Consider the following 1,439-nt stretch of genomic DNA (forward strand, 5'->3'; position numbering starts at 1 on the left):
GCCAGCATGGAACACGATAGCACGCTATACGTCGGCCTGGACGTTCACAAGGATTCGATCACAGTCGCATATGCGCTCGGTTCGGGCGAGGTCGAACTGCTTGGCAGGATCGGGACGACGCAGACCGACATCGATCGCCTGTGCAAACGCTTGCAGTCCAAAGCGCGCCACGTACGCGTCGTCTACGAAGCGGGTCCGTGCGGCTATGGGCTCTACCGTCAGCTCGTGCAGAAGAAGTTCGACTGCATGGTGTGCGCACCGTCGCTGATTCCTAAAAAGCCGGGTGAGCGAGTCAAGACCGATCGACGCGACGCCGTCAAGCTGGTGCGGTTGCTCCGTAACGGCGACTTGTCAGCCGTGTACGTACCCACAGTAGACGATGAAGCGTTTCGGGATCTGGCACGTGCGTGGGTGAGCGCCAAAGACGATATGAAGCGTGCGCGACAACGACTGAAGGCCTTCCTGCTCTCGCATGGCGTGCGCTATGTGGGTCGTGCCGACTGGGGGGCCGCGCACCGTCGCTGGGTAAGCGCGTTTTCATTCGACAACCTTTGGCAGCAACTCGCGCTCGACGAGCTTCGGCGCACGATTGAGGACCGCCTCGCGCAATGCGATCGTCTCGAGGCCGCCCTGCGCGAGGCAGTCCTCAACTGGCGCTTCTATCCGGCGGTCCTCGGCCTGCAGACCATGCGCGGTGTGCAGTTCACTACGGCCGTAGGCATGCTCGCCGAGCTGGGCGATCTCTCGCGCTTTGTGCACCCGCGCCAGCTGATGGCCTGGCTCGGCGTTACCCCGTCAGAACATTCCTCCGGCAGCAAACGGCGTCAGGGCAGCATCACCAAGACGGGTAACAGCTATGCAAGAATGCTGTTAGTGGAGGCCGCCTGGAGCTACCGGCACCCGGCACGCGTGAGCCCCGAGATCCAGCGGCGACACGAAGGCATCCCCAAGCCCATCATCGACCGCGCCTGGGACGCGCAGTTGCGACTGTGCCGGCGTTATCGCAAACTCGTCGCGCGCGGCAAGGAGAGGAACATCGCGGTGGTCGCGGTCGCCCGCGAACTCAGCGGGTTTATCTGGGACATCAGCCGACTAGCGATGTCGCTCGCTGTACCGCACGAGCTACGCGCGACGTAATACGACACCTGAGCACCCCCTTGACCTTCCCCTAACCACTGGAGAAAGAGTTTCCTGAAGGCGGCGTAGCCCGGCACGCGAGTAACCCGCGAACGGACTACGCAACGGATAACATCCAATTTGCGGCCCTAGATAGCGGCAGGCTCGTCGGGCGGACCTCTGTAATGCGGTAGCCAACCCGCGAATATCAGTGTGACCCACCGTCGAGATTTACTGCTACGTCGCCCTCAGGAAATTCACATGACACGTACTCGAGAGGCTGAAAACCAACTTCCCATTGACACGTGAAGTCATATCAGTCC

General features: G+C 61.5%; 1 protein-coding gene. It reads left to right on the forward strand.

Annotated features, from left to right (window positions below):
- Nucleotides 1-6 precede the first annotated feature (6 nt).
- On the forward strand, nt 7-1,137 hold the full coding sequence (locus VSR34_RS37895) for an IS110 family transposase (protein WP_342965176.1): 1,131 nt from the start codon (nt 7-9) through the stop codon (nt 1,135-1,137).
- Nucleotides 1,138-1,439 lie beyond the last annotated feature (302 nt).

Source organism: Paraburkholderia sp. JHI2823, assembly GCF_038900695.1.
GTDB classification, from domain to species: Bacteria; Pseudomonadota; Gammaproteobacteria; order Burkholderiales; family Burkholderiaceae; genus Paraburkholderia; species Paraburkholderia mimosarum.

Coding starts and splice junctions, on each gene's coding strand:
- VSR34_RS37895 (WP_342965176.1), top strand. CDS start 7: ATGGAACACGATAGCACGCTATACGTCGGCCTGGACGTTCACAAGGAT.